Raw genomic sequence first — 24,150 nt, forward strand, 5'->3', positions numbered from 1 at the left:
CGCTCTCACCACTGAACGCAACGAAGGCGGCAATCCGGCCGCAGGCCTCGGTGGAATGCGGCACGTCCATGCACGCAGCCACGCACCGAGCGACAAACCTCACGCCGCAACGCCCTCGTTCGCCAGCGGCGGCAGATCGGGAGCGATCCGCACCAATGTGCGGGTCACGGCGCCCTTGCCATTGGCGACCAGCGCCAGGCCCGCAGCGGCCATCGCCTCGCGTTGTGCGGGGTCGGCGAGCAGGCGCGCCAACGCCTGGTAGACGCACTCGGCATCCTCGCAGATGGCAACGGCATCGGCTTGGCGCATGCGCCGCGAAATCTCCGAGAAGTTATGCAGATGCGGGCCAGTGATTGCCGGCGTGCCGACGGCGGCCGGCTCGAGCAGGTTGTGTCCGCCAATTGGCTGCAAGCTGCCACCGACGAAAGCTACCTGCGCGCACGCATAGAAGCTCATCAGCTCGCCCAGGGTGTCGATGACGAATACCTTGTCGCCTGCCTGCGGCCATTGCTGGGTCTTGCGCGTGGCAACGCGCCAACCGCGCTCGCGTGCCAATGTCTCGACCTTGGGAAAGCGCTCGGGATGGCGCGGCGCCCACAACAGCAGCAAGTCCGGAAATTGCAGCAGCACACGTGCGTGGATATCGGCGACGGCCGCCTCTTCGCCTTCGTGCGTGCTGGCGGCGATCCACACCGGGCGCGTGGCCGGCACGTGCATGCGGAACTGCGCGACCAACGCCTGCAATTGCGCCGGCGCGGCGATATCGAACTTGAGATTGCCCAACGCGATCACCTGATCCGGGCGCGCGCCCAGGGTGACGAACCGCTCGGCATCGTCCTGCGACTGCGCCGCCACGCAGGTGACGGTGCGCAGCGCACGACTGATCAACGGTGCCAGCAACCGATAGCCGCGCAACGAACGCGCCGACAACCGCGCATTGAGGATGTACACCGGAATCTGGCGATCGCGGCAGCCGAACAACATGTTCGGCCACAGCTCGGTTTCCAGGATCAACGCAAGGCGCGGGCGGAAGTGTTCGAGAAACCGCCCCACGCTGCCGGGTACGTCGTAGGGCAGGTACACATGGTCCACCGCATCGCCCCACAGCGCGCGCACGCGCTCGGAGCCGGTAGGGGTGATGGTGGTGATGACCCAACGGATATCCGGGCGCTGCGCACGTAGCGCGTTGACCAGCGGCGCGGCCGCGTTGACCTCGCCCACCGACACCGCGTGCACCCATACCCGTGGCCGCCCGCAGGCATGCGTGTAGGACGCATAGCGCTCGTTCCAGCGATTGAAGTATTCGCGCACGCGAAAGCCACGCCATACCAGGTGGTACACCGTGACCGGCAACAACAAGTAGAGCAGCGCCGAGTACAGCCCGCGCAACAGCCATTCGATCGGATCTTTCCGCATCGGTGCAGGATACGGGAGCGTCCGTGCGTGCGCATGTGCACGCTGCCCGCTGGCTGCAATCCCTGAGAGCGTGTTATGTACGTTGAGGTGAGTACGAAGCGCCCTGTGGCGCGTCGAGACGAGGCGTGCGCCTTGCCCAGGCTGGCCGCCTGGGCAAGGCGCGCAACGCAGTATCGGTGCGCCACAGGGCGCTTCCGGAGGGTTGGCCGTCAGCGGCGCGGAGCGGGCGCCGCGCCACTGGCGGCCAACGCATCTCATCTCAAAGTGCATAACACGCTCTAGAATTGGCGCATGTCCGAGTCCGCCAACGTCGCCGTCCGCCCTTCCCTGCGCAACCCCAAGCATTGGCCGATGTATCTGGGCCTGGCGGTGATGGTGGTGGCGGGGCGCCTGCCCTGGACGCTGCAACGTGCAATAGGCCGCGGCGTGGGCTGGATTGCGATGCGCCTGGCGGGCACACGTCGGCGCGCGGCCGAGGTCAACCTCAAACTGTGTTTCCCCGAGCAGGACGATGCTTGGCGAGCGCGGCTGTTGCGCGACAGTTTCGACGCGCTCGGCGTGGGCCTGTTCGAGTTCGCGCGCGCCTGGTGGGGCAGCATCGATGCCATTCGACCTGGCGTGCAGATCGAGGGCCTGGAGCATCTGCGGCAACTGCAACAGCAAAAGCGCGGCGTGTTGCTGGTGTCCGGCCACTTCATGACGCTGGAAATGTGCGGGCGCCTGCTTTGCGACCACGTGCCGCTGGCCGGCATGTACCGCCGGCATCGCAACCCGGTGTTCGAGTGGGCGGTCAAGCGTGGGCGCTTGCGCTATGCCACGCACATGTTCGCCAACGAAGACCTGCGCGCCACCATCAAGCATCTCAAGCGCGGCGGTTTTCTGTGGTATGCGCCCGACCAGGACATGCGCGGCAAGGACACCGTGTTCGTGCCGTTCTTCGGACATCCGGCCTCCACCATCACCGCCACCCATCAGCTGGCGCGGTTGACCGGCTGCGCGGTAGTGCCCTACTTCCATCGTCGCGAAGGTGGCCGTTACATCCTCAAGATCGCACCACCGTTGGCCGACATTCCGTCCGATGACGTCATCGCCGATACCACGCAGGTCAATGCCGCGATCGAAGACATGGTGCGCGAAGCGCCGGACCAGTACCTGTGGATCCATCGGCGCTTCAAGCGCCAGCCGGGTGGACGTAGCGCGTTCTATCGCTGACGCCGGCCCGGCACGCCTGCAAAGCAGGTGTGGGCATTGCCGCTGCAAGCGCCGCAGTAACGCGGTGCCGATCACCCGTACGCACCGCGTTACTGCGGCGCGCGGTCCGCATCGTCGTTGAGCAAGGCGCCGGCATACAGCCCGGCCAGCATCAGGCTCAGCCCGCCCCAGAAGCTGGAATAGAACGCCAGATGGGTGTTGAACGGAAAGACCGTGGCCACCAGCGCGATCATTGCCGGCCGCGCCTGCTCGCGCGCCACCACGCTTGAGTAGCGCCACGCGCGCCACGCCTGCGCCGCGCCGGTCAGCCACAGCAGCAAGCCGATCACGCCGGTTTCGGCCAGGATTTCGAGCACGATCTGATGCGCATGAAAGGCCGGCCCGTCGCCCCATGCCGGCGCTTGGCCAGGTGCCGGATTGCAGGCCGGATAGGCCTGCCGGAACCCGCGCGCACCCACTCCGTCGAGCGGATGCTTGCGGATCATGCACAGCGCCGCGCCCCAGATCTGGGCGCGCCCGGACAAGGCCTGGTCCACGCCCTGTTCGCCATTGCCGAACGCCAGCGTGGTGCGCTGGATGCGCTCGCGCGCTTGTGGCGCCACCGCCACCACCGCCACGGCCAACAGTGCGCCGGCCACCGCCACAGCCAGCAAACGACGCCCGCCCAGCAGCTGCCAACCCGACAGCAGCATGATCACGCCATAGGTGATCCACGACGCGCGCGAACCAGCCAACACCAACACGATGCCGACCGCCGCCGCACCGACAAGCCAGGCCAAGACATGACGCCGCCCCAACGCCAGCAACAGGAACGGCGACAGGCTGGCCAGGGTCTGCCCGAACTTCAGATTGCAGGGGCCCAACACGCCGCTCAACCGGTCCACCAACGCCAGCTCCTGGGCCGTGCACAGGCCATGGCCGCTGATTAGCTGCTTGATCTGATCGATGCCAAAGAACAACGGGCTGGTGCCGAAGGCGGCCTGCAGCAGCGCGTCCAGCGTCCACACTCCACCGATGACCGCCAGCCCGGTAAAGGTGCGACGCCGACGCTGCGCATTGGCCGCGGCGATGGCGCATAACCACATGAACGGCAGGTAGCGCAGATCGGTGGCCGACTTGCGCAGCGCGCGGCCGGCATCCACCGCGTCGAACGCCGACAGCATCTGCGGCAACCAGTACGCCAGGAACAACACGCTGGTCAGCGCCCAGGCCGCGCCGCTGAGCAGGCGCGTGCCGCCGCGAAAACGCGCGTGCAACAGGCGGTATGCCGCGAACAACGCACCCAGCGACAACACCGTTTCGGCCAGGCCGGGCGTAGGCCACAGCGCCACGAACACGATCACCCACAGCGGCGCCCAGCGGCCGGCATCGGGCGTCAACACGGGCGCCCGCGGGAGGGCCTCAGCGGCGGAGTTCGTCATAGACCTTCAGAGTGGCCGTTTGCATGGCCTGCAATGTGTAGGGGATCACGGCCGGCGCTGCCGGGGCGCGCTGCAGCAACTGCAGCGCCTGCGTGCATAAGGCCTGGGCATCGAAGGCGGCAACCGCACCCCCGGGTTGCAACTCGGCCAGCAGTTCGCCCACGCCGCCATGCGCCCAGCCCAGTACCGGACGGCCGACCGACAGCGCCTCCACCACGGTGCGGCCGAAGGCTTCCGGCTTGCGCGAAAGCTGCAGCACCAGATCGCTGGCCGCATAGGCCTCGGCGATGCGGGCGGTGGGCTCGGTCAGGGCGACGGCCTCGGCAACGCCCAGCCTGGCAGCTTCTGTCTCCAGCTCCCGCACATACGCCTCGCGCCCGGGCTCGCGTGCGCCTGGCAACCACAGGAAGGCCGGCACGCCGGCTGCACGGATGTCGGCGAGCAGCTGCAGACCGTCGGCATGCCCCTTCAGGCGCGTGCCGCGGCCCGGCAGCAATAGCAGCGGCGCATCGGCCGGCAGACCGGGCAGCAGCGTCTGTGCCCATACACGTGCGCGGCGGTCCGGCTGCAGCCGGCGCGGGAACTGTGCGATATCCACCCCACGCGGGATGGTGCGCAGGCGCGCCGGATCGGTCTGTGGGTAGTGCGTGCACACGTACTCGCGCACCGTCTTGGACACGCAGATCACGCGCTCGCCGTAGGTCATCACCGCGCTGTAGCGGCTGGGCGAATTAAGCCCGTGCACGGTGGTCACCAGGCGCGGCCGCGCCGCCTCGGGCATCCCACGCAGCGCGTACCAGCCCAGCCAGGCCGGCAGCCGCGAACGCGCGTGGACGATGTCGGCCCCGAGTTCGGCGAACAGGCGACGCAGGCTGGCCACATGCCGCAGCGTCAGCAGCGATTTGCGGCCGATCTCCAGCGTGAGATGCTCGCCGCCAGCGTCCAGCAACGGCTGGACCAGGCGACCGCCCGCCGACACGACGACGGCGCGATGACCGGCGCGCACCAGCGCGGCAGCGATTTCCAGGGTGGAGCGCTCGACGCCGCCGGACTGCAGTGCCGGCAGCAGCTGCACCACGGTCAGGCGGTGCATCCGGCCAGTATCAGTCGGCGAGAACGAACAGCGCGCCGCAATACGGGCACTTGGCTTCGCCGTTGGGCTCGTCTTCGATCGGCAGGTACACGCGCGGATGCGAGTTCCACAGCGCCATCGCAGGGGTCGGGCAGCTCAGCGGCAGGTCGCCGCGGTGCACGGTGTAACGCTTTTCGGCATTGGCGGGCGCGGTGGCGGTCTGGCTCATGGCGGTGCGATCGGAAGGCAAAGGCAGAGCGCGGATTCTAGCAGCCTGCGTGGTGATCGGCCCATCGACCGGGCGGTGCAGGTCCGCGCGGAGTCAATTGCAGGAGTTGCCAATGCAATCGCCGAGGCCGCTGCGGACGCCGCGATATGCAGCGCATGCCAATGGGCAGCGCTGCGGCGCAACGACACCGCACCGCGCATGCCGCCTATCATCGGGAGTCAGCGTTTAGCCAACCGGCGACGTGAACCGTAACGGGCGCAACATCGGCCCAACGTACGTGCCGCTACATGCCCCAAGGAGACACTGCCCCGTGACCTTGCCTGTTGTCCTGCTGCATCCGCGTGGTCTGCCGCGCGCCATCGCCATTGCCCTGCTCTGTCTCGCCGCGCTGCCGGCGATGGGCGCCACGCACTTCGCAAGCGCGTTCGAGGACGGCGCGCCCTTAGCGATGCCGGCGACCGACACTCCCGTGCAGGTTGCCATCGGCGCCGGCCCGGCAGCGCCGTACGCCGCCAAGCCAGACGCCGGCTACAGCGGAGCGCATGCGTTGCATTACGCGAGCAACGGCGCAGGTGGGCGGCGTGCGTTGTTCACCACCGATCTGCTGATCCAGACGCAAACCACGTTGTCATGGATGGTCTTGCCGGAAAGTGTCGGCAACGACCATGTGGCATCCACGTATGTCTCGTTGGACCTGGTGCTGGACGACGGCACACGCGTTTCTGCCAGCGCAGCGCGCGATCAACACGGCGTGGCATTGGGTGCGCAGGCGCAAGGCGAGTCGAAGACGCTGTACCCGCAGCAGTGGGCGCGCAAGCAGGTGCGGTTGGGAGATGTGCCCGGGCTGCGTGGGCGGCGGGTGCGTGGGATCGAGCTGGACCTGGCGCCGCCCGCGGGCGCGCGCGCTGCCGGGTGGATCGACGATATCGCCATTGCCGAGGTGCCGCTGGCAACGCCAGGGCGGCCCTCGGATCGGGTGCTGACCACGCGCGGCACGCAATCCAATGGCACGTTTTCGCGCGGCAATAATTTTCCTGCGACGGCCGTGCCGCACGGTTTCAACTTCTGGACGCCGGTCACCGATGCGGGAACGCTGACCTGGCTATATCGCTGGAACGAACACAACGGTGCAGACAATCGTCCGCGTCTGCAGGCGCTGTCGCTCAGCCATCAACCGAGCCCGTGGATGGGCGACCGGCAGACGTTTCAGGTGATGCCCTCGCTCACTGCCGGCGTGCCGGACGCCGATCGCAGCAAGCGTGCACTGGGGTTTTCGCATGACGACGAACAGGCCCGCCCCTATCGCTACGCCGTGCAACTGGACAACGGCATCCATGCCGAGATCGCGCCGACCGACCACGCGGCGCTGTTTCGTTTTCGCTTCCCGGCGCGGGGCGATGCCAATCTGCTGTTCGACAACGTGGATGCGCGCGGCGGGCTGAAGCTGGATGCGGCGACCCAGACACTCTCCGGTTACACCGATGTGCGCAGCGGTCTGTCGACGGGCGCAACCCGCATGTACGTCTATGCCAGCTTCGATAGGCCCTGGCACAGCAGCGGCCTGCTCGACACTGGCCGCCCGACCGGCTGGATCAAGTTCGATGCCGGCAGCGCGCGACAGGTGCAGATGCGCATTGCCACTTCGCTGATTTCGGTGGAGCAGGCCAAGCACAATGCGGAACTGGAGATTGCCGCAGACGCAAGCTTCGAGCAGGTCGCCGCGCGCGCGCAGGATGCCTGGGATGCATTGCTGGGGCGCTTCGACGTGCCCGATGCCACTGCCGACCAGACAACCACGCTGTATTCCAGCCTGTACCGGTTGTACCTGTATCCGAACTCGGCGCATGAAAACGTGGGCACTGCGACTGCGCCGGATTGGCGCTACGCCAGCCAGAACAGCTGGTCGGACGACAATATCGACGGCAGCGCGGTGCGCAGCTTCGCACCGATCCGCGACGGCCGGGTGTACGTCAACAACGGGCTATGGGATACGTTTCGCACGGCGTGGCCTGCGTATGCGCTCTTTGCGCCCGATGATGCCGGCGTCCTGGTGCAGGGGTTTGTCGAGCAATCGCGGGCCGGCGGCTGGATCGCGCGCTGGTCGTCGCCCGGCTATGCAGACCTGATGGTGGGCACCAGCTCGGATGTGGCGTTTGCTGATGCATGGCGAAAAGGCGTGCAAGGCTTCGACCCGGCCGAGGCCTACGCCGCTGCACTGAAAAACGCCACGGTCGTTGCGCCGGACCGGCATGTCGGTCGCAAGGGCATGGCGCGTTCGACCTTCCGCGGCTACACCGATACCGACACGCACGAAAGCATGTCGTGGTCGATGGAGGGCGCCCTCAACGACTTCGGCATCGCCAACATGGCCGATGCATTGTCCCGCCAGGCCAGCACCGCGCAAGCGCGTGAGCGCTATGCGACCGAGGCGCTGTATTTTCGTCGCCGCGCAGCCGGGTATGCGGCATTGTTCGATCCGGCGGTCAGCTTCTTCCAGGGGCGCAAACCCGACGGCACGTGGCGCGTGGATGCGGCGCAGTACGACCCACGCGTGTGGGGCAACGATTACACCGAATCCAGCGGCTGGACGTTTGCATTCACCGCGCCGCACGATGGCGAAGGCCTGGCTGCGCTCTACGGTGGCCGCGCGGCATTGGCCGCCAAGCTGGACATGTTTTTCTCCACGCCCGAGACTGCCCAAACGCAGTTTGCAGGCTCGTATGGCAACACCATTCACGAGATGACCGAAGCGCGCGATGTGCGCATGGGCATGTACGCGCACAGCAACCAGACCGCGCACCACATCCCATGGATGTATCTGTATGCCGGACAGCCGTGGAAAACACAGCGCATTACCCGCGAGATCCTGGCGCGCCTGTACCTGGGTAGCGAGATCGGCCAGGGTTACGCTGGCGACGAAGACAATGGCGAGATGTCGGCGTGGTATCTGTTCGCCGCGCTGGGGTTGTATCCGTTGCGGATGGGAGCGCCGGAGTATGTGATCGGCTCGCCGCTGTTCAAGCAGGCGCGCGTGCGCTTGCCGGGCGGCGGGACGCTGATGGTCAATGCGCCGCAGAATTCGCCGGAAAATGTGTATGTGCAATCGCTCAGGCTCAACGGCAAGCCGTGGCGCAAGACGTGGTTGCCGCATGCGGCGATCGCCAAGGGTGCGACGCTGGACTTCGAGATGGGGCCCACGCCCTCGCGCTGGGGGAGCGCATCGGACGATGCGCCGCCGTCGTTGACCGCGCCAGGCAAGCGCCCTGCCCCGTTGGTCGATCTGCTGGGCACCGATGCGCACGTTGCGTTGGCCGACGGTGGCGAGGCGACCGCATTGCACGACGACGATGCGGGCACGGTGGTAGCGGTGTCGCGTGCGCCCACCATCACCTTAAGTGGACTGCAGCGCGGCACGCCGATGCTGTACACCTTGACCAGCGGCAATGCGGCAATCGGCGCCAGTGCGTGGACGCTGGAAGGGCGCAAGACAGGCGGTGCATGGAAGATCGTCGATCAACGCAGCGACGAGCGGTTTGCCTGGCCGCTGCAGACACGTCCGTTTCGGATGACGACGCCCGGTGCATATGCGGAATATCGGCTGCGGCTGAAGATGCCTGCCCGCGCCGAACTGGCGGAAATCGAGTTGCTGGGGGATTGAGCGCAGACGCAATGAAGTTGGACGTCGTCGGCGCGAGTGGTGTTGGTGAAATTAGAAGCGGCACGCGTTTTTTACTCGCGCCTGGATTGGGGTTTCGGCGTTCGAGGTCGATTTGGTGCCGAGGGCAGGCCTTACCCTCACCCCAACTCCCGCTCCACGCCCCGGCCCGCGCTAGGCGCGGGCGCCCCAATGCACGCGCGCCATTGGCGCGCAAGCCGTACCTTCTTGCCCCAGGGGAGAGGGGCCTTCAAGCGCCGTCGTACGGCGCTCAGTGCTGCGATCGCGACTAACGGCTTGGAGGCGCGTCAGTCATCGGCTGCTTCCGGCAACCAGCGACCTCAGTCGTTGCCCTTGTCGGCAGCCGCTTTTTCCGCATCGCGCTGTCTGCGGATCTGTGCGTCCACCGCGGCGATGGCGGTCATGTTCATCACCCGGCGCGAGGTGGCGCTGGTGGTGAGGATATGCACCGGCTTGGAGATACCCATCAGGATCGGGCCGATCGCCACGCCGTCGGTGAACACGCGCACCAGGTTATAGGCGATGTTGGCCGCTTCCAGGTTCGGCAACACGAACAGGTTGGCACGGCCCTTCAAGGTGCTGTTGGGCATGATCTGCTTGCGTAGCGCTTCGTCCCAGGCGGTGTCGCCCTGCATTTCGCCGTCGATGTTGAGCTCGGGCTTGCGCTTGAGCAGCGCTCCGCGCACCTGGCGCATCTTCAGCGCGTCACGCGAGTCGTGGCTGCCGAAGTTGGAATGCGACAACAAGGCGATATTCGGCTCGATGCCGAACAGCTTGAGGCGATACGCCGCCTGCAACGTCGCTTCCACCACCTGCTCGACGGTGGGGTCTTCCTGCACATGGGTATCCAGGAAGAAGAACACGCCAAGCTGGTTGATCACACCGGTCATCGCCGAGGTGGAGCTCACGCGCGGTTCCAGCGGGATCACGCTGCGCGCATAACCGAGCTTCTTGTGGAAGCGGCCGACCACGCCGGACAGCATCGCGTCGGCTTCGCCGCGCGCCACCATCACCGCCGCGATCAAGGTCGGGCGCGAGCGCATCAGCTCCTTGGCCGCGGTGACGGTCACGCCACGACGCTCGGTGAGTGCGTGGTAGTACTGCCAGTAATCGTTGAAGCGAGGGTCGTCGAGGATGTTGGTGATTTCGAAATCCACGCCGGCGGTCAGGCGCAGGCCCATGCGTTCGATACGCGCTTCGATCACGTCCGGGCGGCCGATCAGGATCGGGAAGGCCAGGCCTTCGTCGACCACGTTCTGCACCGCGCGTAGCACCACTTCTTCTTCGCCCTCGGCATACACCACGCGCTGCTTGTCGGCACGCGCGCGGTCGTAGACCGGCTTCATCATCAGGCTGGTGCGGTAGACGAACTGGCCGAGCTTGTCGCGGTAGGCCTCCATGTCGGTGATCGGGCGCGTGGCCACGCCCGAATCCATGGCCGCCTGCGCAACCGCAGACGACAGCTCCACCAGCAGGCGCGGGTCCAGCGGACGCGGAATCAGATATTCGGGGCCGAAGCTCGGGGTCTCGCCGCCATAGGCCGCACCCAGGTCGGAGGCCTCGCGCCGCGCCATTGCCGCGATCGCCTTGACGCAGGCGATCTTCATTTCTTCGTTGATGCCAGTGGCGCCCACGTCCAACGCGCCGCGGAACAGGTAAGGAAAGCACAGCACGTTGTTGATCTGGTTCGGATAGTCCGACCGACCGGTGCCGATGATGCAATCCGGGCGCACGGCCTTGGCCACTTCCGGGGTGATTTCCGGATTGGGGTTGGCCAGCGCGAAGATCACCGGCTGGCGCGCCATGCTGGCGACCATCTCCGGCTTGAGGATGCCGGCGGCCGACAGGCCGAGGAAAATATCCGCGCCTTCGACGATTTCGGCCAGGGTGCGCTTGTCGGTATCGCGGGCGTAGCGCTGCTTGTCCGGATCCAGATCGGTGCGGCCGGTGTGGATCACGCCATCGCGGTCCAGCGCCAGGATGTTCTCCGGCTTCAGGCCCAGCGACACCAGCATGTTGACGCAGGAAATACCGGCCGCGCCCATGCCGGTGGTGGCCAGCTTGACCTCTTCGATCTTCTTGCCGGTCACCACCAGCGCGTTGAGCACGGCGGCGCCGACGATGATCGCGGTGCCGTGCTGGTCGTCATGGAAAACCGGGATGTTCATGCGCTCGCGCAGCTTGCGCTCGACGATGAAGCATTCCGGCGCCTTGATGTCTTCCAGGTTGATGCCGCCGAAGGTGGGCTCCAGGCTGGCGATGATGTCCACCAGCTTGTCCGGGTCGTTCTCGTTGATTTCGATATCGAACACGTCGATGCCGGCGAACTTCTGGAACAACACGCCCTTGCCTTCCATCACCGGCTTGGAGGCCAGCGGGCCGATGTTGCCCAGGCCCAGCACCGCCGTGCCATTGGTGATGACCGCCACCAGATTGCCGCGCGCGGTGAGCTCGCTGGCCTGGGTGGCATCTTCGACGATGGCCTCGCAGGCGAACGCCACGCCCGGCGAATACGCCAGCGACAGATCGCGCTGGGTCAGCATCGGCTTGGTCGCGGTGACCTTGATCTTGCCGGCCGGCTGCTGGCGGTGGTAGTCGAGGGCGGCCTGTTTGAAGTCGTCGGTGGACATCGGTGGTGTGGTTCTCGAAGGCGCAGGAGGCTGAATTCTACCCTCCTGCCTGAACAAGGGCCTGTCGCGCAGCTGTCAGCGCGGCAGGGAAATCACGGATGCGGCGTGGCGGGCGGCGCAGCCGGCGTGGCGGCCAAACAAGAACGGCCCTGCATCCCGTCGTTAACACCGACAGAAGACAGGGCCGTAGGAAGCATCAACGCAGGCTGGCAGGTGCCACGCCGGGTTGGCCGACCGGGGCCAGCAGCGGTGGTTCGCCGCCGTCCAGCACCAGCTTGAGCCGGTCGCGGTCCAGGGCGTTTTCCCAGCGCGAGACCACCACGGTGGCCACCGCGTTGCCGATGAAGTTGGTCAGCGAGCGGCATTCGCTCATGAAACGGTCCACGCCCAGAATCAGCGCCATGCCGGCCACCGGCACTTCGGGTACCACCGCCAGCGTGGCGGCCAGGGTGATGAAGCCGGCACCGGTGACGCCGGCCGCGCCCTTGGAGCTGAGCATCGCCACGGCCAGCAGTGCGATCTGGTGGCCCAGGGTCAGTTCGGTATTGGTGGCCTGGGCGATGAACAGCGCCGCCAGGGTCATGTAGATGTTGGTGCCGTCCAGATTGAACGAGTACCCGGTCGGCACCACCAGGCCCACCACCGACTTCTCGCAACCGGCTTTTTCCATCTTCTCCATCAGCGACGGCAACGCCGACTCCGACGAGGACGTGCCCAGCACCAGCAGCAGCTCGGCCTTCAGGTAGCGGATCAGCTTGAGTACCGAAAACCCGCATAGCCGGCTCACCAGCCCCAGAATCACCAGCACGAACAACAGGGATGTCAGATAAAACGAGCCCACCAGCCAGGCCAGGTTGACCAGCGACTCCACGCCGTACTTGCCGATGGTGAAGGCGATGGCGCCGAAGGCACCGATCGGGGCGGCACGCATCAGGATGTGCACCAGCTTGAACACCGGCGCGATCAGCGCTTCCAGCAGGTTCAGCACCGGCTTGCCGCGCTCGCCCACCAACGCCAGCGACACCCCGAACAGCACCGCCACGAACAGCACCTGCAGGATGTTCGGCCCGGTCAGCTTGCCGTTGACGACCTGATCGCCGGTGAATGCGCCGATCAGCGAGTTGGGGATGATGTCCATCAGGAAGCCGACCAGGGTCAGGTCATGCGACTTCTCGACATAGCTCTTGACCGCACTCTGGTCCAGATCGGCCGGATTGATGTTCATGCCGGCGCCGGGCTGCACCACGTGGGCAACGACCAGACCGACCACCAGGGCCAACGTGGAAAAGAACAGGAAGTAGGCCATCGCCTTGCCGAACACCCGGCCCACCGTCTTGAGATGGGTCATGCCGGCGATGCCGGTGACGATGGTCAGGAAGATCACCGGGGCGATGATCATCTTCACCAGCTTGATGAAGGCGTCGCCCAGCGGCTTGAGGCTTTCGGCGAAGGCGGGCTCGAAATGGCCCAGCAGGGCACCGAGGACGATCGCCACCACCACCTGAAAATACAGTTGGCGATAGAAGGGGACGGACGCCGGCAGGGGGCCGGCAGGCTTGCTGATGTGCATGACACCACTCCGAGAGACGAGAGAGGGTGCCGAGCAGGCACCCGTTGCACGCATTCTGGCCGCACGTCACAGCCCCGGCCGATAGCCCATTGGTACTACCCCATGTCCAGCGGCTGAACGTGGGCTTACACTTCAGCCGCGCCGCCGCCGGCCGTTAATTCCGTTTAACGCAGACACGGTTTCTGTGCTGCCGTCGTCCGGATCCTGCGCGCTTGCTGAAGACATTCATTGCGACCGCCATGGCAGGACGCCCGGCCCCTTCTCATTGCCGAAGACCATACCTATGCGCCTCAATCTGCTTGTCCTGGCGTTGGCTGCTGCCATCGTCCCCGCCGCTGCCAATGCAGCCACCTCGATCGAAAACTGGCCGACCAAGTACACCTTCGGTGACGGCACCGAGCTGGGCCTGACCGGCAACTACGCCTACGACGACAACAACTTCTCCGGCGACGACCGCCTGGAAGACCGCAACGATTTCCGCCGCAAGGAATTCGGCGCCACCATCAAGAAGAAGGGCGTCTACGACGCCATGGTGTACTACGACTTCGAGTCCAAGCTGTGGCTGGACGTGTTCTACCGGTTCGAGACCAAGGCCCTGTTCGGCCAGGATTACGGCCGCGTGCGCCTGGGCTACATGAAGGTGCCGGTGGGCCTGGAAGCGGTGCAGAGCTCGCGTGCGGGCAGCTTCATGGAACTGGGCCTGCCGATCCAGGCGGTGTTCCAGGGGCGCCGTACCGGCGCGGAATGGACGCTGGAACGTCAGCAGTACCTGCTGCAGGCCGGCGCTTACGGCGGCAAGGATCTGCAGGGTGACAACCCGGGCACCACCCAGGCCGTGCACGCGGCATGGACCCCGTTGAAGGCCGAAGGCGACGTGCTGCACCTGGGCATCGCCGGCTCGATCGAAAACCCGCGCGGTTACAGCGACGGCCGCGGCGTGTCGTTCAGCCCGCGTGTGCGCCTGCGTGCGCGCCCGGAAGCCGGCCTGACCGATGTGCGCCTGATCGACACCGGCACCATCCTCGATGTGGACCATGTGATCCGCACCGGCCTGGAAGCGGTCTGGATCCATGGCCCGTTCTCGCTGCAGAGCGAAGCCCTGCGCGCCGAAGTGGCACGCAACGCGAACCAGCCGCACTTCATCGCCCAGGGCCAGTACGTCTACGGCACCTGGACGCTGACAGGCGAATCGCGCAGCTATGCCGGCGGCGTGCCGGGCAACATCAAGCCGTCGCACGACTACGGCGCGGTCGAGCTGACCGCCCGCTACAGCCGCCTGAACCTGGAAGACAACAATGTGCATGGCGGCCGCCAGCACGACACCACCATCGGCGCCAACTGGTACCTCACCAGCCACTTCAAGTTCCAGGCCAACTACAGCTGGGTGGATTCCTCGCGCAATGGCGTGCATGAAACCCCGCACGTGATGGAACTGCGTGCGCAGGTGCAGTTCTAAGCCGCGCTGAGCAAGGGCAGCGCGCCGGCGATTCGCTCCGGCGCGCTGCCGCGCGTCATGGCCACGCGCCGGTTCGCCGACGCGCCGCCGGCATCGCGTCGCAACAGGCATTCGACACGGCCGCATCCACCACGGGTGCGGCCGTTGTCGTATTCGGCGCTTGCACAGCGTGCGATGAGAGCGGCTGACACATGCCGCGAACGGTCGCCGGGCAAATGCGGGCGGAGCGCCCGGAACCGTCGCTGCGCGTGGCACACGCGATGGCACCGTCTGCCGGCCGCGCCCATCTGGCGATGAGCGCAACCGGTTTTGTCAGCCATTGCAGGCTGATGGCTGCGCGATCCGGCGACAGACCGCCATACTTGCGCCATGTATGCATCGCAACGCCGCCGCCTGCTGCTCACCTTGTTCATCGTGCTGGGCGGGATGGTGGTGGCCATGGTCGCGGCCGGGCACTTCGTCGAACAGAGCGCCCTGCACGATGAAAGCGCCACCGTGCGCCGCCAGCTGCGGCTCTACGCGCAGGCGCTGCAGCAGCGCGTGGACCGCTATCGCACCTTGCCGCAGATTCTGGCGCTGGACCCGGAACTGCGCGCGGCCGTGTCCGGCCCGCTGTCGCCGGCCCAGGTGGATGCGCTCAACCGCAAGCTCGAACGCGCCAACAATGTCACCCAGTCGTCCACGCTGACGTTGATCAGCCGCGACGGCGTGGCACTGGCCGCCAGCAACTGGCGGGCGCCACGTAGCAACGTGGGCGTGGATTACGCCTTCCGTCCGTATTACCAGCAGGCGCTGGCCACCGGCAGCGGCAGCTTCTACGGCATCGGCATGACCACCAGCGAGCCGGGCTATTTCCTGTCGCAGGCCATTGTCGATGGCGCCGGCCAGGTGCAGGGCGTGGTGGTGATCAAGATCGCCCTGGCTGCACTGGAGCGTGAGTGGCTGCAGACCCCGGATATCGTGCTGGCGTCGGACGCGCACGAGGTGGTGTTTCTGGCCAGCCAGCCGGAATGGCGCTACCGCGTGCTGGCCCCGCTCAGCGACCGCGACCGCCGCGAACTGCAGAGCACCCGCCAGTACGCCGACCAGGAATTGCTGCCGCTGCGGCGCCGGCTGATCGAGCAGACCGGGTACGGCGGCGTGCTGGCCGACGTGCGCGACCCGCCGCTCGGCGCGCAGGTGCTGTGGCAGACCCTGGAAGTGCCCGAAAGCGGCTGGCGCCTGCATCTGCTGCATGACACCCGCGCCAGTGCCGCTGCCGGCCGCGCCGCGGCGATTGCCGCCGCCGGCGCGTGGCTGGCCTTGGCCCTGCTGTGGTTGTTCGTACAGCAACGGCGGCGGCTGTCGGCGTTGCGCCAGCGCAGCCGGCACGAACTGGAAACCTTGCTGCAGCAACACGCCGAAGAACTGCGCACCGCACAGGACGGCGTGGTCACCGCCGCGCAGCAGGCCAATGCCGGCCTGAGCCGCAGCCTGGAACATCTGCCGCAAGGCGTGGTGGTGATCGACGAGGCGCTCAATCTGGTGGCGTGGAATTCGCGCTATGTGGAGCTGTTCCGGTTTCCGCCGGAACTGCTCAAGATCGGCCGCCCGATCGAAGACCTGTTTCGGTTCAATGCACGCCGCGGCCTGCTGGGGCCAGGGCCGATCGAGGCGGCGATCGAGCGGCGCCTGAACCACTTGCGCAGCGGCAAGCCGCATATGCGCGAGAGCGAAAAAGAAGACGGCACCGTGCTGGAAATCCGCGGCAACCCGCTACCCGATGGCGGCTTTGTCACCAGTTACGCCGACATCACCAGCTACAAGAACGCCGCACGCGAACTGCGCTCGCTGGCCGACGCGCTGGAACACCGCGTGGCCGAGCGCACCCGCGACCTGGCAGCGGCCAAGCGCGAAGCCGAAAGCGCCAACCGCTACAAGACCCGCTTCGTCGCCTCGGCGGTGCACGACCTGCTGCAGCCGCTCAACGCCGCACGCATGTTCGTCTCGGTGTTGCGTGGGCAAGTACGCGAGGCTGGCAGCGCGCGCGTGGTCGACAACATCGACGGTGCGCTGGCTGCGCAGGACGCCATCCTCAACAGCCTGCTCGACATATCGCGCCTGGAAGCCGGCAGCCTGAAGACCCAGGTGCGCGACTTTGCGCTTGCGCCCTTGCTGGACACCCTGGCGCGCGACTTCGGCATCCTGGCCGAAGACCGCGGGCTGGTGCTGGAATCGGTGCCGACCTCGGCGGTGGTGTTGAGCGATGAAAACCTGCTGCGCCGCATCCTGCAGAACTTTCTCTCCAACGCCATCCGCTACACGCCGCGCGGACGCGTGCTGATCGGCTGCCGTCGCCGCGGCGGCTGGCTGCGTATCGAAGTGCACGACCAGGGCCCCGGCATTCCCGAAGCCCTGCAACACGAAATCTTCGAAGAATTCCGCCGCCTGGACGACGGTGTGGCCAACGATCGCGGCGCAGGCCTGGGCCTGGCCATCGTCGAGCGCATCGGCCGTCTGCTCGGCCATCGCATCGGGCTGCGTTCCAGCCTGGGCGCCGGCAGCGTGTTTTCGGTGACTGTCCCGCTGGGCGATCGCACCGCCATCGCGCGGCGACCGCCAGCGCCGGCCAACACTGCCGAACACGGCAACGACCCCATCCTGCATGGCTGCCGGGTGTGGTGCGTGGACGATGAGCCATTGGTGTGCGAGGCCACCCGCACGCTGCTGGAGCGCTGGGAATGCCGCGTGGATTTCGCCGGCGGCCCGGATGAGGCATTGAGCGCTGCCAATGCCGAGGAGGTGCCAGAATTGCTGCTGCTGGATGTGCGCATGGGCGCGTACCGTGGCCCCATGCTGCTGTCGCAGTTGGTGGAACGTTGGCAACGCGAGCCACGGGTGATCCTGGTCACCGCAGAACCCGACCCTGTCCTGCGCGAGCATGCGCTGGATCTGGGCTGGGGATTTTTGTCCAAGCCGGTCCGCCCGCCTGCCCTGCGCGCGCTAGTGACGCAGATGTTGATGCGGCGCGGGTAGCGCGCTGCCAGCGTCCTCTCGCGTGCTCACCGGCAGCGCACGCACCGATCCGATCGGCGCATCGGCAGGCCACTAGAGCACTGCGGCGACGGCATAGACGGATCGACTCACGCCAGGCGGCCATGCCAGCCGCCGTTGGCGAATGCGGCGTGCGCGTCGTGGCGAGGTCACTGCGCGTCGCGCACTGCAGCCGCGCGGACCGATGTTCAACGCGCATCAATCGATGAGAAAGCAGCAATTATCAACGTCGACCATCTCGACCAGAATCGAGTGCCTCAGATGTCATACGTCCATGCATACCTATCGTGGAGGGCGATTTATGCAGAGTTCCAGCAGTGAGGCAACGCGCCAGTCGAAACTCGGGATGGTGCTGAGGGTGACCTCGGGCAACTTCCTCGAGCAGTTCGACTTCTTCCTGTTCGGCTTTTACGCAACGCAGATCGCCGCGACCTTCTTCCCTGCGAGCAACGAATTCGCGTCCCTGATGATGACCTTCGCCGTGTTTGGCGCGGGCTTTCTGATGCGGCCGCTGGGTGCGGTGATCCTGGGTGCCTACATCGACGATGTCGGGCGCCGCAAGGGCTTGATCGTCACCTTGGCGATCATGGCCAGCGGTACGGTGCTGATCGTGCTGGTGCCAGGCTACGCCAGCATCGGCTTGTGGGCACCGGCCCTGGTGCTGCTTGGCCGCCTGCTGCAGGGCTTTTCGGCCGGCGCCGAAATGGGCGGCGTGTCGGTGTATCTGGCCGAGATGGCCACACCCGGTCGGCGCGGCTTCTACGCCAGTTGGCAATCGGCCAGCCAGCAGCTTGCCATCGTCGCTGCGGCCGCAATCGGGTATGCGCTCAACCAGCTGATGGCGCCGCAGGACCTGGCGCAGTGGGGCTGGCGAATTCCGTTCGGCATCGGCTGCGTCATCATTCCTTTCATCTTCTTGCTGCGGCGAAGCCTGGAAGAGACTGCAGAATTTGCCCAGCGCCGGCAGCCGGTCACGATGAAGCAAGTGATGCGCGGGCTTGCGAACAATGCCGGCATCGTGATCGCCGGCGGCTTGATGGTCGCGCTGACGACGACCGCGTTCTATCTGATCACCGTCTACGCCCCCACCTTCGGCAAGAGCGTACTCAAACTCAGCACCGGCGATGCGTTGATCGTCACGCTGTTGGTAGGCGTCTCCAATTTCATCTGGCTGCCGATCGGTGGCGCGCTCAGCGACCGCTTCGGCCGCAAGCCGCTGCTGGTGAGCATGGCGGTGGTATGCATGGTAACGGCCTATCCGGTGCTTGCGTTTCTCGCGGCCGCACCGAGCTTTACGCATATGTTGCAGGCGCTGCTGTGGCTGTCCTTCATCTACGGCCTCTACAACGGCGCCATGATTCCGGCGCTCACCGAACTCATGCCGGCACATGTGCGGGTCGCCGGATTCTCGCTTGCCTACAGCCTGGCGACCGCGGTGTTTGGCGGCTTTACGCCGGTGATGTCCACCTGGCTGATCCATGTCACCGGCGACAAGGCCGCGCCTGGCTACTGGCTGGTCTTCGCGTCGGTGTGCGCGCTGGGGGCCACGCTGTTTCTGTATCGCCGCCAGAGCAATCCCGCGACGGCGACCGGCCTGGATACCGCGGCAGGAGCGACGAAATGATGCGGACCATGTGGAAAAAGTGGCTGGGTGCGATCGTTGCAACGGCTCTGCTGTCGACAGCGGCAGGCGCGCAGGAATTGACCGTGATGACCTCCGGCGGTTTCACGGCCGCCTTCGATCGCCTGGCCCCGCGATACACCAAGCAGAGCGGGGTGAAGGTCACCACCCTGCTTGGCCCTTCCATGGGCGAAACGCCACAAGCCATTCCCAACCGGCTCGCACGCGGCGAGCATGCCGATGTGGTGATCATGGTCGGTAGCGCGCTGCAGAAGCTGGTCGACGCCGGCGTGGTCGACCCGGCATCGCGGGTGGAGCTGGCCGATTCCAGGATCGGCATGGTGGTGCGCAGCGGTGCACCCAAACCCAAGATCGACAGCGTCGAGCACTTCAAACAGACGCTGCTGCACGCCGATTCGGTGGCCTATTCGGACAGCGCCAGCGGCGTCTATATCGAGACCACGCTGTTCAAGCAGTTGCAGATCCAGGGCCCGATGATGGCAAAGAGCAAGAAGATTCCGCGTCTCCCGGTGGGCACGGTGGTGGCCGATGGCAGCTATCAGCTCGGCTTTCAGCAGGTGGCCGAGCTGCTTCCGGTGGCAGGCGTGGCGTTTGTCGGCAAGATCCCCGAACCGTTGCAGTCGATCACGCGCTACGCCGCCGGTGTTCCGGTCAACGCGCAGCACCCCGAAGCGGCCAGGCGCCTGCTTACGTACCTGCAGTCGGGCGAGGCGCAGGCGGTTGCACGCGTGACCGGCCTGGATCCGGTGTCACCTTGAACGTGCGGGCATCCGTCGCACCAGTTCCGCCAGTTCCAGCGCAGTCGGTGTCAGCGTGCGTCCGCGACGTTTGAGAAGTCCCACGTTGCGCGATACCTCCGGTTCGACCAGCGGCACCGCCGCCAGCACCGGATGCGGGCCGGAGGGCATGGCAATGGAAGGCACGGCGGCAATACCGACGCCGGCCTCCACCAACCCCAGCAACGTGGTGACATGGCGGGTTTCGCAGATGCTGGGCTTGTCCGGCGTGAATGCAGCCAGCGCCCGATCCAGCACCAGCCGGTTGCCCGATGTCTTGTCCAACGTGATGTAGTCGTAACCGTAGGCCTCCTGCCAGCTGACCTGTGCGCGCCCGGACAGCGGATGGTCCTGGCGGCAGGCAATCACATAGCGCTCCTGCAACAACGGCTCGAACTCCACCTCCGGCGCCAGGTTGCCGCTGAAGCTGACCCCGAAATCCGCTTCGCCGGAGGCCACTGCCGCACTGACATGACTGGCGCTGCCGTCGAACAGCCGGATGCGGATCTTCGGAAACAGCTGATGCAGCCCGTGGATCGCCTGCGGCATGAAGTAGTACGCCGCAGACGGCACGCAGGCCACGGTCACCGTGCCCATCCTGCTGGACCCTGCATCGCCGATGTTCATCAGCGCCATATCCAGATCGTCGAGCATGCGCTCGACCTGCGGCATGAACGCCTGGCCGACGGTGGTGAGCGCAACCTTGCGCGTGGTGCGCTCGAACAGCTTGACGTTCAACGCCGACTCGAGCTTGTCGATCCTGCGGCTGAGCGCCGGCTGCGTGATGCGGATGCGTTCGGCAGCGCGGCGAAAGCTGCCGTTCTCGGCGACGGCACGGAATGCCTGCAGATCGTTGAGGTCGAATTTGATGGTCACGGTGCCGCAGCTTCAGTGTGCGATGGCGGTCGCCATAGCATAGACGCTTGCCTGCGGTGCTGCGTCTGACGCCGAAAAGTCGCTGCATTCGGACGCATTGCCTGCGTTGGAATTGGCAAAAGCCAGCACTGGCATCGAATTCGACGCGACGCCACACCACGCCTCACCAGACACTGCCTGTGCGATGGCGCTGCATCGGCCATTCGGACGATCAGGCAAGGATGCCGGATAACCAGGCTCACGCTCGACCCCCGCGCCGCGGCACAGTGGCTGGCAACACGCACCACGTCACTCCCGGGAGACATCACGCATGCATCAGCCACGCTCACTGGACCACTACCGCCTGCTCGGCCGCTCCGGCCTGCGCGTCTCGCCATTGTCGCTGGGCACCATGACCTTCGGCGAAGCCTGGGGCTGGGGCGCAGATGCAGGCGAAGCCAAGCGCATTTTGGACGCCTATGCCGACCGCGGCGGCAACTTCATCGACACCGCGGTGAACTACACCAACGGCGGCTCCGAACGCATCCTCGGCGAGTTGATCAAGGACCGACGCGAACGCTTCGTGCTGGCCACCAAATTCACCATGGCACGCGATGCGGACAACATCAATTCCGACGGCAATCATCGCCTGAACCTGATTCGCTCGGTCGAAACCAGCCTGCGCCAACTTGCCACCGACCGGATCGACCTGCTGTACCTGCACGCCTGGGATTTCACCACCGCGCCGGACGAAGTGATGCGCGGGCTGGAGCATCTGGTGCAATCGGGCAAGGTGCTCTATCTGGGCATCTGCAATACGCCGGCCTGGCGCGTGGCGCAACTGCAGACCCTGGCCGACCTGCGCGGCTGGTCGCCGTTGGTGGCGTTGCAGATCGAGTACAGCCTGGTCGAACGCAGCGTCGAACATGAGCTGCTGCCAATGGCGCGCGAACTCGGCCTGGGCGTGTTGCCGTGGTCGCCGCTGGGCGGTGGCATCCTCACCGGCAAATACAGCCGCGCCGATCTGACCGACGACAATGCTGCAGAAGTCTCGAGCAGCCGTAAGGGGGTGATCGCCTCGACAGGGCATCTCAATGCGCGCTCGCTGGAGATTGCGGATGTGGTCGGTGCGGTCGCCGATGAACTGGGCGCATCGCGCTCGCAGGTGGCGCTGGCCTGGACCTTGCGCAACCCGGCCGTCGTGTCGCCGGTGATGGGCGCACGTAACTTGCAGCAGGCCGAAGACAACTTCGGCGCGCTGGAGATCGTGCTTGCCGACGAGCAACTCGCGCGCCTGGACGCGGTCAGCGCAGTGCCGCCGATCTTCCCCGAACGCTTCATCGGCAGGCCGATGGCGCAGCAGTTGATCTACGGCAGCCATCACGTGCAGCTGCGCACCTGATCACCACGGAGCAGCCATGACCCGACCCTCCACCCTCGCGGCGGCAGCGCTGCTCGTCGCCGCAGCGTTCGCAGGCAACGCCGGCGCCACATCCAAGGACGCTGCATCCACAGACACCTGTGCAGAGCAACCGGTGCCCGCCTGCAACAAGCGTATCGTCGAAGCGGCCTTTGCGCAGTGGCAAAACGGGGGTAGCGGCATCTTCGAGACGCTGCTGTCGCCCGAGGTGGTGTGGACCATCGAAGGCTCCGGCCCGAGCGCCGGCATCTTGCGTGGTCGCGAGGTGTTGGTCGAGGCCGCGGTGCGCCCGCTGAGCGAGCGTCTGGCCTCGCCGCTGCGGCCGGCGCAGCAACGCATCTGGGCCGATGGCGAGCACGTCATCGTGCATTGGGAAGGCGTGGCCACGCTGCGTGATGGCGGAAGCTATCGCAATCGCTACGCATGGATCATGCGGATGGCCGATGGCAAAGCGGTCGAGGTCAACGCCTTTCTCGACCTGCCCGCCTACGACGCGGTGCTGCAGCGCGGCCATCGCCAACTGCAACGCAGGGCCAGCCCATGAGCGACAGACCGATGAAGGCCGCCATTGCGGTGGCGCTGGGCGCCGGCTCGGCGCTCGCCTGCCCGTTCGCGGCAGCTGCGCAACCGCCCACCGCGCCCACCGCTACCGCGACCCAACAACCAGGACATCCGATGCAAGCACACCCCTATCTCGGCATGTGGGTCACCGGCGACGGACGGATCCGGCAGCAACTCCTGCCGAACGGCCGCTACGACGAGGCTCGCGACACACGCCAGAGCGCCTACCAGGGCCGCTACGAAATCACCGGCAATCACATCGACTACTGGGACGACACCGGCTTCACTGCCGATGGGCGTTTCGTCAACGACGATGAGCTGCATTATGGCGGCATGGTGTTCCATCGGCAGCCGCCAGCCTAGAGCGACTGAAAAAAGGACTGCTCGCCATGCTTGATCGCCGGGCCTCGCGCGGCCGCACTGGCTGGCTCCGCGACGCGTTGCGCGTGCTGCAGACCGCAATACGCAGCAACCCATGCCGCACGCGGGATCAGCCCTCGCCTTCCGGCTCCAGCGCCTTGACCAACACCGCGGCCTGGGTGCGGCTGTAGCAGTCGAGTTTTTTCAGGATCGCGGTGACGTGCACCTTGACGGTGTTCTCGGCCAGGCCCAGTTCGTGCGCGATCTGCTTGTTGAGCAGGCCATCGGCCAGGCTCAGCAGCACACGGAACTGTTGCGGCGTGAGCTGGGCGAGTTTGGAGGCCAGTTGTGCGTCGGCCTCCGAGCGCTCGGCCGTCATCGGCGGGAACCAGGTGCCGCCTTCCAGCACGCTGGCCACCGCGGTGCCGATCGATTCGGCCGGCGTGGATTTGGGAATGAACCCGGCCGCGCCGAACTGCTGTGCACGCCGGATCACACGCGGATGATCGTTGGAGGAGATCACCACCACCGGAATGTCCGGGTGCTCGCCACGCACATGCAATAGCGCCGAAAAACCGCGTGCACCGGGCATGGCCAGATCCAGCAGCACCAGCTCGGCCTGCGGATGCGAACGCAGCATGGCACTCAAGGTGGCGGCGCTGGAGGCTTCCACCACGTTGGCCTGCGGCAGGGTCTGCTGGAGCACGTGGATGACGGCGGCGCGGAACAGCGGGTGGTCGTCGGCGACGAGAATAGTGAGATCGGCCATGGCGCCAAGTCTGGCACAGGGCCGCCGCCGATGCCTTTGCCCTAGAGCGTGT

At 66.2% G+C, this 24,150-nt stretch carries 17 protein-coding genes; 9 read left to right on the forward strand and 8 right to left on the reverse strand.

Translation table 11 applies throughout. The features are described from left to right. Positions 1–99: 99 nt before the first annotated feature. Entirely contained in the window at positions 100–1,416 is a 1,317-nt protein-coding gene (gene waaA, locus F7R02_RS12450; protein WP_003483369.1) for a lipid IV(A) 3-deoxy-D-manno-octulosonic acid transferase, read from the reverse strand. A 291-nt stretch (positions 1,417–1,707) separates the two neighbouring features. Here waaA and F7R02_RS12460 point away from each other — a divergent pair, with 291 nt between their 5' ends. Beyond that, entirely contained in the window at positions 1,708–2,628 is a 921-nt protein-coding gene (locus F7R02_RS12460) for an LpxL/LpxP family Kdo(2)-lipid IV(A) lauroyl/palmitoleoyl acyltransferase (RefSeq protein ID WP_003483371.1), read from the forward strand. Positions 2,629–2,717: 89 nt separating this feature from the next. Here F7R02_RS12460 and F7R02_RS12465 read toward each other — a convergent pair whose 3' ends face one another. Genes F7R02_RS12465 through F7R02_RS12475 form a run of 3 tightly spaced genes read right to left on the reverse strand, consistent with a single transcriptional unit; the run spans position 2,718 to position 5,350 of the window. Beyond that, the gene (locus tag F7R02_RS12465) at positions 2,718–4,049 is read right to left on the reverse strand and encodes an O-antigen ligase family protein (protein WP_078588691.1); all 1,332 of its coding nucleotides are present in this window, start codon (positions 4,047–4,049) and stop codon (positions 2,718–2,720) included. Then, complete coding sequence (locus F7R02_RS12470) at positions 4,030–5,142, reverse strand: glycosyltransferase (RefSeq protein WP_078588690.1); 1,113 nt, start codon at positions 5,140–5,142, stop codon at positions 4,030–4,032. The genes F7R02_RS12465 and F7R02_RS12470 overlap by 20 nt, the downstream gene beginning before the upstream one ends. Positions 5,143–5,152: 10 nt before the next feature. Then, entirely contained in the window at positions 5,153–5,350 is a 198-nt protein-coding gene (locus F7R02_RS12475; RefSeq protein WP_003483377.1) for a zinc-finger domain-containing protein, read from the reverse strand. A gap of 310 nt (positions 5,351–5,660) precedes the next feature. On the opposite strand from F7R02_RS12475, the gene F7R02_RS12480 reads away from it, so the two are divergent. Further along, a complete protein-coding gene (locus F7R02_RS12480; RefSeq protein ID WP_078588689.1) occupies positions 5,661–9,008 on the forward strand; it encodes a GH92 family glycosyl hydrolase in 3,348 nt (1,115 codons plus the stop codon). A gap of 338 nt (positions 9,009–9,346) precedes the next feature. Here the strand turns inward: F7R02_RS12480 and F7R02_RS12490 are convergent, their stop codons facing one another. Together F7R02_RS12490 and F7R02_RS12495 are read right to left on the reverse strand one after the other, a co-directional pair. Beyond that, positions 9,347–11,656: an NADP-dependent malic enzyme gene (locus F7R02_RS12490; protein ID WP_078588688.1), complete on the reverse strand. Its 2,310-nt coding sequence runs from the start codon at positions 11,654–11,656 to the stop codon at positions 9,347–9,349. Between the two features lie 196 nt (positions 11,657–11,852). Beyond that, complete coding sequence (locus tag F7R02_RS12495) at positions 11,853–13,226, reverse strand: dicarboxylate/amino acid:cation symporter (RefSeq protein WP_003483384.1); 1,374 nt, start codon at positions 13,224–13,226, stop codon at positions 11,853–11,855. A gap of 283 nt (positions 13,227–13,509) precedes the next feature. On the opposite strand from F7R02_RS12495, the gene F7R02_RS12500 reads away from it, so the two are divergent. The 4 genes from F7R02_RS12500 to F7R02_RS12515 all read left to right on the forward strand — a co-directional run bounded on the left by F7R02_RS12500 (position 13,510) and on the right by F7R02_RS12515 (position 20,115). Next, entirely contained in the window at positions 13,510–14,682 is a 1,173-nt protein-coding gene (locus F7R02_RS12500) for an OprO/OprP family phosphate-selective porin (RefSeq protein ID WP_003483386.1), read from the forward strand. Between the two features lie 369 nt (positions 14,683–15,051). After that, positions 15,052–17,697, forward strand: a complete 2,646-nt coding sequence (locus F7R02_RS12505; protein WP_078588687.1) for a hybrid sensor histidine kinase/response regulator — start codon at positions 15,052–15,054, stop codon at positions 17,695–17,697. Positions 17,698–17,989: 292 nt separating this feature from the next. Next, positions 17,990–19,339 (forward strand): MFS transporter, encoded by a 1,350-nt coding sequence (locus F7R02_RS12510; protein WP_078588686.1) that lies wholly within the window; start codon positions 17,990–17,992, stop codon positions 19,337–19,339. Positions 19,340–19,347: 8 nt separating this feature from the next. Further along, entirely contained in the window at positions 19,348–20,115 is a 768-nt protein-coding gene (locus F7R02_RS12515; RefSeq protein WP_078588684.1) for a substrate-binding domain-containing protein, read from the forward strand. Here the strand turns inward: F7R02_RS12515 and F7R02_RS12520 are convergent. Beyond that, positions 20,107–21,009: a LysR family transcriptional regulator gene (locus F7R02_RS12520; protein ID WP_011052303.1), complete on the reverse strand. Its 903-nt coding sequence runs from the start codon at positions 21,007–21,009 to the stop codon at positions 20,107–20,109. The genes F7R02_RS12515 and F7R02_RS12520 overlap by 9 nt on opposite strands. A gap of 310 nt (positions 21,010–21,319) precedes the next feature. Here F7R02_RS12520 and F7R02_RS12530 point away from each other — a divergent pair, with 310 nt between their 5' ends. From F7R02_RS12530 to F7R02_RS12540, 3 genes are read left to right on the forward strand one after another with little or no spacing between them, the layout of a single operon-like run. After that, on the forward strand, positions 21,320–22,390 hold the full coding sequence (locus F7R02_RS12530; RefSeq protein WP_078588682.1) for an aldo/keto reductase: 1,071 nt from the start codon (positions 21,320–21,322) through the stop codon (positions 22,388–22,390). 16 nt (positions 22,391–22,406) lie between these two features. Further along, the gene (locus tag F7R02_RS12535; RefSeq protein WP_078588680.1) at positions 22,407–22,952 is read left to right on the forward strand and encodes a nuclear transport factor 2 family protein; all 546 of its coding nucleotides are present in this window, start codon (positions 22,407–22,409) and stop codon (positions 22,950–22,952) included. 11 nt (positions 22,953–22,963) lie between these two features. Then, positions 22,964–23,332 carry an Atu4866 domain-containing protein gene (locus F7R02_RS12540; RefSeq protein ID WP_078588679.1) on the forward strand — a complete coding sequence of 123 codons (369 nt, stop codon included), beginning with the start codon at positions 22,964–22,966 and terminating at the stop codon, positions 23,330–23,332. Positions 23,333–23,459: 127 nt separating this feature from the next. Here F7R02_RS12540 and F7R02_RS12545 read toward each other — a convergent pair whose 3' ends face one another. Beyond that, positions 23,460–24,098, reverse strand: coding sequence for a response regulator (locus tag F7R02_RS12545; RefSeq protein WP_003483405.1), 639 nt, complete (start codon positions 24,096–24,098; stop codon positions 23,460–23,462). Positions 24,099–24,150 lie beyond the last annotated feature (52 nt).

Source organism: Xanthomonas cissicola (assembly GCF_008801575.1).
GTDB classification, from domain to species: Bacteria; Pseudomonadota; Gammaproteobacteria; order Xanthomonadales; family Xanthomonadaceae; genus Xanthomonas; species Xanthomonas cissicola.

Excerpts from the sequence above, each read along its gene's own strand:
- waaA (WP_003483369.1), bottom strand. The coding sequence starts at position 1,416 with ATGCGGAAAGATCCGATCGAATGGCTGTTGCGCGGGCTGTACTCGGCG.
- F7R02_RS12460 (WP_003483371.1), top strand. The coding sequence starts at position 1,708 with ATGTCCGAGTCCGCCAACGTCGCCGTCCGCCCTTCCCTGCGCAACCCC.
- F7R02_RS12465 (WP_078588691.1), bottom strand. The coding sequence starts at position 4,049 with ATGACGAACTCCGCCGCTGAGGCCCTCCCGCGGGCGCCCGTGTTGACG.
- F7R02_RS12470 (WP_078588690.1), bottom strand. The coding sequence starts at position 5,142 with ATGCACCGCCTGACCGTGGTGCAGCTGCTGCCGGCACTGCAGTCCGGC.
- F7R02_RS12475 (WP_003483377.1), bottom strand. The coding sequence starts at position 5,350 with ATGAGCCAGACCGCCACCGCGCCCGCCAATGCCGAAAAGCGTTACACC.
- F7R02_RS12490 (WP_078588688.1), bottom strand. The coding sequence starts at position 11,656 with ATGTCCACCGACGACTTCAAACAGGCCGCCCTCGACTACCACCGCCAG.
- F7R02_RS12495 (WP_003483384.1), bottom strand. The coding sequence starts at position 13,226 with ATGCACATCAGCAAGCCTGCCGGCCCCCTGCCGGCGTCCGTCCCCTTC.
- F7R02_RS12500 (WP_003483386.1), top strand. The coding sequence starts at position 13,510 with ATGCGCCTCAATCTGCTTGTCCTGGCGTTGGCTGCTGCCATCGTCCCC.
- F7R02_RS12505 (WP_078588687.1), top strand. The coding sequence starts at position 15,052 with ATGTATGCATCGCAACGCCGCCGCCTGCTGCTCACCTTGTTCATCGTG.
- F7R02_RS12510 (WP_078588686.1), top strand. The coding sequence starts at position 17,990 with ATGCATACCTATCGTGGAGGGCGATTTATGCAGAGTTCCAGCAGTGAG.
- F7R02_RS12515 (WP_078588684.1), top strand. The coding sequence starts at position 19,348 with ATGTGGAAAAAGTGGCTGGGTGCGATCGTTGCAACGGCTCTGCTGTCG.
- F7R02_RS12530 (WP_078588682.1), top strand. The coding sequence starts at position 21,320 with ATGCATCAGCCACGCTCACTGGACCACTACCGCCTGCTCGGCCGCTCC.
- F7R02_RS12535 (WP_078588680.1), top strand. The coding sequence starts at position 22,407 with ATGACCCGACCCTCCACCCTCGCGGCGGCAGCGCTGCTCGTCGCCGCA.
- F7R02_RS12540 (WP_078588679.1), top strand. The coding sequence starts at position 22,964 with ATGAAGGCCGCCATTGCGGTGGCGCTGGGCGCCGGCTCGGCGCTCGCC.
- F7R02_RS12545 (WP_003483405.1), bottom strand. The coding sequence starts at position 24,098 with ATGGCCGATCTCACTATTCTCGTCGCCGACGACCACCCGCTGTTCCGC.